This is a genomic window from Thermoplasmatales archaeon, assembly GCA_014361195.1.
Classification (GTDB): Archaea; Thermoplasmatota; E2; order UBA202; family JdFR-43; genus JACIWB01.
Genome location: JACIWA010000015.1, coordinates 1 through 7,195 on the forward strand (window position 1 = coordinate 1; position 7,195 = coordinate 7,195).

Annotated in this window: 4 protein-coding genes; all 4 read right to left on the reverse strand. The window is 32.8% G+C overall.

Annotation, left to right across the window (positions count from 1 at the left end):
* Positions 1-722 precede the first annotated feature (722 nt).
* Entirely contained in the window at positions 723-2,303 is a 1,581-nt protein-coding gene (locus tag H5T44_06320; GenBank protein ID MBC7081834.1) for an ATP-binding protein, read from the reverse strand.
* A gap of 9 nt (positions 2,304-2,312) precedes the next feature.
* Entirely contained in the window at positions 2,313-3,425 is a 1,113-nt protein-coding gene (locus H5T44_06325; protein ID MBC7081835.1) for a DNA double-strand break repair nuclease NurA, read from the reverse strand.
* On the reverse strand, positions 3,404-3,979 hold the full coding sequence (locus tag H5T44_06330) for a hypothetical protein (protein ID MBC7081836.1): 576 nt from the start codon (positions 3,977-3,979) through the stop codon (positions 3,404-3,406). Before H5T44_06330 ends, H5T44_06325 begins: the two co-directional genes overlap by 22 nt.
* Before the next feature lie 10 nt (positions 3,980-3,989).
* Positions 3,990-7,195: AAA family ATPase (locus H5T44_06335; GenBank protein ID MBC7081837.1), on the reverse strand; the 3,206-nt coding region annotated here is incomplete at its 5' end.

Genomic DNA, 7,195 nt, shown 5'->3' on the forward strand with positions numbered 1-7,195 from the left:
TAAGATAAAAGGTGCTCCATGACAACAAAATAAAAACAAACCCCCCCAATAAAAAAACAATAACGGTGGATGACCCAAAACTTGCAAAATTTCAAAGCAAAAAAAATTCAAACTAGAGCATCAAAAAAACCTCAGTGTCGACACACCATCAACCTATACTTCAATAAAATTCTTTGTCTACACCTTTGGGGATTTGGAATAACATGAACCGTGAAAGACGTTGAAAAATTCCCATGTAACGCAAATAAAACGGGAAGAATTCCCTCCACAATGAAAAGATGCTCTTTGCACTTTCCATCCTATCTGTGAACATGCATCAAGACTTCACCTAAAATAAATATTTTATGAGGTCAAAGTTACTGTAGTATTTGCCAAGTTTACCCTTGTATGAGGTAATAATTTCCATTGAGATCACACGCAAGGGGCACCCCACCCAAAGCTTCGGTCAATATTCCCTTGTGGCGAATTTGCTTCACATATAATTGTATTCTTCCTCTCGGGAGGGTTTTCATGTTCCAAGCCCAGTCCAGTGGCGACTTCCTTCAATAAATCTATACATGTACCTACTCCAAGATCTGAAATCCAGTAAATAGTGTTTCAATGGGACAACTTACAAAAACCGTTCCAGATATTTTTTCATCTTCTATTAAATAGGTTTTTGGCATGAAATGGTTTCATCCCCTATTTTCTATACTTTGAGTTCATAGAATTTCATGTGTTAATTAAAAATTTTCAAGTTCATCCACTATGTCTGGAGTGTAGCCTCCATGTTCAGTTAATCTTTCACTCTTTATTCTCAGTGGAAGGGAGAGAGGAACAGCGCTGCCAAAAATAAACGCTTCACCAGGTGCCATACTTTTTATTTCCTCCACATCTGCTTCAGAAATCCACTCAGAAATCTTTTTAACATAATTCTGATCGTTTGGGTTGGTTAATCTCATTATTATCTGGTTATTGCATTGTGAAAGGACATCATCATCAACCCGGCTAGGTCTCTGGCTTACAATTCCCATACCCATTAGAAACTTACGACCTTCTTGTGCAACTCTCTTAATTGTAGGCTTTGAAGCGGTATTGACGGATCCAGAAGGTATATATCTATGTGCCTCCTCGAGTATGAGGAGCAATGGAGGAATGTCCCTTTTCATCCTTTTTTTGAGTATCCTTGAGGACAATATTGCAACAAGTGCCTGTTGTTGTATTTCCTCTATGCCAGAAATATCGATTACTGAAATTTGGCCCTTTTTGACAATTTTCTTTTCATTTATGATCTTTTGCTCAGTAGATTTCTGAATATATGGTAATGAATCATATAGCATTCTTAGTTTAGTGCTGAGTATCTTCATGGCAGCTGGACCTTGTGTAGCTGACTCCCCAATACCCTTCAATTTTTCAAGTATCGGATCAATTTGAGTTGTATCCTTTAGGTCGGGATCATTGGTTATTTCAGCCCAACCAGCTTGTAAAATTCTGCTCTGGGCCTCAGATAAGTCATAAAGGCTCTTTAAAAGGTGAATAATCTGGTATGTTTCAAAATCGGTCATGTTGAAGTATAGAGATTCACTATCCCGCTTAACTCCGAATTTATTTTCAAAAAAATCATCCGAAAGGTCCCTTGTGTATTCATCCGCGGCAACAAAAATTTTAGTTTTCTGAGCTATCTTTTGACCATCAGCATTCTTTGCAACCTTGAGTGAACTGTATTCTCCATGGGGATCAAATATTAGTATAGGTATGTCATAATTTTTTGCTACGGACTCTATTATAACACTTATAGTCCAGGATTTACCGCTTCCAGTCATAGCAAGAACAGAGAAATGTTTTGAGATAAGTTCATTCAAATCAATGTGTATTGGGACATCTTTATTATCCCTAAAATAGCCTATTTCTATGGAATTTGTTTTTGGTTTTAACTGTCTCTTCAGAAATTCAGGGCTTGCCCTGTACACTTTTGTCCCAATTTTAAATGGCTTTTTTGGTCTTACGAAAAAGTTGCTGTTTTCCCTGTTACCTATGATTTCAACTTCACAAATTATGAAATCATCAAATTCGCCACGTATACCTATGTCATCAGGGTCTAAATTTTCGTTTTCAGAAAAAAGCGTTGAAAGTTGAACTGCACCATCTTGATCAATTAGATAATTTTTTCTTTGAATACTTATAACTCTTCCCAAATATTTTTTTCCATCAGAGTCTTTTATTTCAACTAGAGATCCCGTACTGATACTCTCTCCGGGCTTAGTTGAAAATTTAATTCTTGTTGAAGATATTGTTTCAAATATTGTTCCTTTAAATCCACTCATTTATGACACCTATAATTTGTCATGGAACTTTTCCTCAAAGATTAAAGTGTAATCGTCTTTAAATTCCTTTGATGCGATGTTCCTTAGTATATTAGCTATGTTACGGCAGTACTTCTTTTTGAGCTCGACTCTTTTATGTGCAGCATAGAGGGGAAAGGGGTAACCTGGTCTCAGTGAATAGTAGCTAAGGGCGGATAAAATTCTTGTTATTTCGTTAATTCTATTAATAAATTTAGATGGGATTTCGACAAAAAAGGGTTTCTGTTCTTTGATTGTTTTCAAATAAAACCCGCAAATTTCACCCCTTAGCATTTTTGCAGGGATTTCGTTTCTCAAACTTCTTGTAATCTCGAGGTATTTTGTCCTTTTGAATGAATCCTCATACAACAATTTTTTTATGAAAGAATTTTCAGATATAAAATTGTACATTCCATTCTTTCCCACATTTTTCAGGAAATTTGAACCAATTAAAGATGAGGGGTCTATTTCATCATTAGAGGATGGGTCCTCTACTGATTTATAAAGCGAAACGAAGTATTTATTAGCAGTAGGATCCTTACTGAGAGCAACTGTGGGTATTTTCTCCGTTAATGTGAACTTATAAAATTCATTTACGATAGCTTTATGTTCCTCATAACTCTCTTTCATCAAAGGAACATTTTCAATGTAGTTTGAAAGCGCTTCGTCAGGAAAACAAATAGAACCATCGAGTAGGATTAGTTCAGGTTTTTCAATTATCCCCTTCTCTAGTAAGTCGAGAACAATTTTATATTCAAGAGTCTTCATATCAACAGAATTAATTAAACTAGCATAATATGGGGGCACAATTTTAATATTTGGTAAATATTTTTCTTTTTTTTCATCCTTGGAATAAATATAAGCCGTAGCGATATTTATTGAAATTGAGTCATATTGTTCCTGATAACTGCTTCCGTCCACGGCCACAATATTACTTTCTAGGCACTCTTTGTTTGGTTTATCTATATCAACAGTTAAATTCTTTTTATTAGTTTTAATGTCACTTTCCATTTCTTTGAAGATCTTTCTAAAGTTTTCTATTTCAACAAACCTTTCCTTTTGGATGGCTGTTATAAAACCTTCTATTTCTGTTTCAAAAACCATTTGATTCCCCTAGAGTAATTTAATCCGCTGCTTAGAACATTTATGATAACTTTTAGATATGGAAAATTTTTTACTAATTTATCTTTATTTTCCAGTAATTGTTTAAGAAGATTATCTATGTTATTTTCAAAACCAGTGCCTCTGAACTTGCTTTTATCCCTTTCAAAAATGTATCTGATTACTTTATTGCTAAATTCATCATCTTCAAGTTTCTTCACGAACTGCTCTAAACCGGATGCCTTTTCTTCTGTTAAACATTTTTTTATGGATTTATAAGGTTCTCGGTTAATATTAGATTCATGTAAAAGTACTTGTGTTACTATATTGTTGTTTGAGTCTTTGAAGCCAACTGGCGAACCTCTTAAGTAAATTATAGATGAAGTTGGAACATCCTCTGAAATTTCACCAATTGTTGGAATATCATAAGATCTCCCATCCTCGAAAGTGATAGACATTTTACTCCACTTATAGTTTAAAAGGGGGTGCCTCAGAGGACATATTAAAAATTCATTGCTTATTTCTTCTTTATAAATTGGAAATATGTTAAGTGCCATTTTAATGCACCTACTTTATGTTATTTTCATATTCAACCCTCTTCTCTACACAGCGCTCACCTTTTTTATCATAATATTCCGTAGTGATTGTAATTTTCTTAAGAAATCTGACTCTAAGAAATTGTTCGATTATCTCATCCGTAGAGATATGCTCAAATTCATGAGTCTCTTTTCTTTCTTTAATTAGATTCTCTAATTTTTCTTGAGGGACACTTTCGGGGAGATCTAAAATTTTAAAGAATTTGTGAAGTTTTTCATGTTCTATATTTGCCTCTATTCTATTTTTCAAATCTTCATATTCATTTAAAATGTAGCGAACATATGGCTCACACAAATTAAACTCTTTTTTAGCGAGCTTTTTAATCCTGCTCTTCTCTTCCTCAAGATCAATTTCGAGGTTTTCTATATAATCCGAATGAGATTCTATATAATCAAATATATCTCTAAGATCAGAATACATTTCATTTAGATTTTCCAGAGATTTAATATAAGGTTCAAGGAATTGATTGGCATTTTGTAATATACTTTTAGCCTTTTTTATCTGGTTTGAAGAATAGTTATGGCTATAATCATCCTCCATCAAGTTTTCTATTCTTGGATCTTTCAGATCGTTTTCTAAATTTTTCAATTTTTCAAAGAGTGAATTGACAGCAGATTCATATGACTGGTCTATTTTACAAATTGAATTCAGAATATATTTTATACTCTCCAGAATCTTTGGGTTCACACTTACTGATTCATTTATTTCTCCATTTATAAAATCAATGAAACTATCAAAATCAATTTTAGATTTTTCTTTTACAGCAAAATATTTTTCAATATCAGAATCTTCGGCCACCTCTGGAAATTCTATATCGCTCATGTAAATATTTAAAAATTTTTTGGCAAGATTTTCTTTTAATAAATTCAAATCTTCCCTGATATCCCTAATAATATCTTGTAATGGCTCTACCTTTTCATCTAAAAATTTTACTATTGAATCTAATCTTGTATTATATGTTCCGAGATCAATCCAAGTGAGTTCAGAGGATGATTTCTCTTTTAATTCGTCCAGGATAATTTCTAAACTTGAAATTTTTTCTTGTGTTATAACATCATCCTTTGAAATCAGAAGAGCCAAAGAACCACTATTTAAGATATCAATAATCTTCTGTAAGTAATCATCAGGTTTTTTTATTTTGTAATTCTCATGGACTTCAAGTATGTTTTTCTTTTCAAGTATTCTTGCAATGAAATCTGAAATTGAAAATCTTGAATAGCTTGAAAAATACCTTTTCATTGCAGAATCAATTTCCTTTTTACTAATTTCATCTTTTTCAATATCAAAGAGTTCCAAAAATCTTTTTTCGTACTTTGAAAATTCACAGCCTTTGATCGTGTCATTTTCATCAAGCTCTATGAATTCTTTGAGGGAGTTTCTTGCAAGTTTTATTAATTTGCCATCACCATCAATGGCCTTGGAATATAAGATTTTCGATTTACTTGGAGGTGAATCCCGAAGTTCTACTCTCCAAGCTTTACTTATCTCTTCTATAAATTGATCTCTGAATAACGCCGGTTTGTTTTTTATTTTTTGTTTAAAACCGGTCAATGGTAAAGTGAATCCCTTTTCAGTGGCTTCTTTAACATATATTTTCATGGATTCTCTAACTATATCATTCAATCCTTCAAAATCATCCTCTAGAATTTTTCTCAAGGAATCTGAACTTAAATCTTCAATAAAAAGGCGGTTTTCCATTTTTCTTATTTTTAAATTTTCCTTCCTGGGAAAGCTTTTTCCATAATAGGGACATACCAGAACAACGACAAAATCATGCTCAGAATCTTCAATGTTCTTTATTACGTTATCCAGATATTCTTTGAAGTCGTCTTTATTGTAGTCTTCAGCATAATAAAAGATTCCCAAATTATAGTTTATATCTCCAAGGACATTGTATTTGCCTTCAGCAAATTTATAGGAAGGACCTTGCTTACATTTACTTACATCAAACTTTAAGTTTTCACATATCTTTTCAATGACTCTATTTACCTTTTGAGAAGGTTCTAACTTAAAATATTCCCTTAAAACCCGGGATCCTCCATCAGATCCTTCATCATCTATAAATCCATAAATCTTTTCAAGATATTCTTCTGACAATCTGTAAACTGTCTTTGGTTTATGATCTTCTATTAATGATTCTTTCTGTTCACGGGTTAAAAAATCAGTAAATACAAGCCATTTTTCACCTTCAAGATAAATCCTTTCTTTATCCACTTTTTTATATTTTGTTATTTCATCGGGATCAACGACTATGCATTCTCTTGATGAGAGTATGCCCCTCTCTGAAAGTATTCTTAGCCAGTATTTTTCTTCTTCTTTTTCAAAATACCATTTAGGATTAAAAAGCATTTTATCTAATATTTCCTTCAGCTCTTCACTTTCTGCGAATTTAAGAACATCAAAATAAGTTTCACGATCAATTTGTAGAGAATAATCCTTAAATTTTAATGGGATATCACCGAGGAGTATTGACTTAAGATCCTCAAAATCCAGTTTAGAGCCTTTTCTGTTGTATTGCTCAAAGAGCACAAAGAAAATCTGTGCAAATGTGCGACCATTTAATCGTCTAATTCCATTAACCTTGAACTCAACCTTTTGGCTTAAGATGTAAAATGCGTTTATAAATGCTTCATCAAAATATTCTTCGAATGACGGCTTTACAAATTCATGTATTTTATGCATCCCCTTGAAGTATTCATTAACCATTTCATGAGCAGTGAAATAATCAATGTCACGAAGAATTAATTTAAAGGTTCCTCTTCGCTGTTCAACATCATAATAACCGTAGTCCTTAAAAAATTTATCTGTTTCTGGATGCATAGCTAAAACAAGTGTAAATAAACTGCTTTTAAGACTTGGAATGTTGTTATCGGCAAATTTTCTTAAAGAATTCAAAAAATCCTTTTGATTTTGGGTTAAATCTCCCTCAGTGGATATATGCTGCATTTCATCTAAAATAATTATAATACCCTCTTTGCCTTGTTCTTCAGCTTCCTTTTGCTTTTTTAACAGAAATTCTTCTAGTGGGGGGAATTCGCTGATGTCAAGGTGATCAACAAGAAAATCTGCCCATGAATCAGGACGGCTTCCATTGAACTTATCTTCAAGAAACTTAAGGAAAGTAGTTTTTCCCTGTCCGTATTCTCCATAAATATTTATCATAAGGGGCTGCTTTC

What these genes read in the sequence shown, in the direction of transcription:
- H5T44_06320 (MBC7081834.1), bottom strand. Translation starts at nt 2,303, where the DNA reads ATGAGTGGATTTAAAGGAACAATATTTGAAACAATATCTTCAACAAGA.
- H5T44_06325 (MBC7081835.1), bottom strand. Translation starts at nt 3,425, where the DNA reads ATGGTTTTTGAAACAGAAATAGAAGGTTTTATAACAGCCATCCAAAAG.
- H5T44_06330 (MBC7081836.1), bottom strand. Translation starts at nt 3,979, where the DNA reads ATGGCACTTAACATATTTCCAATTTATAAAGAAGAAATAAGCAATGAA.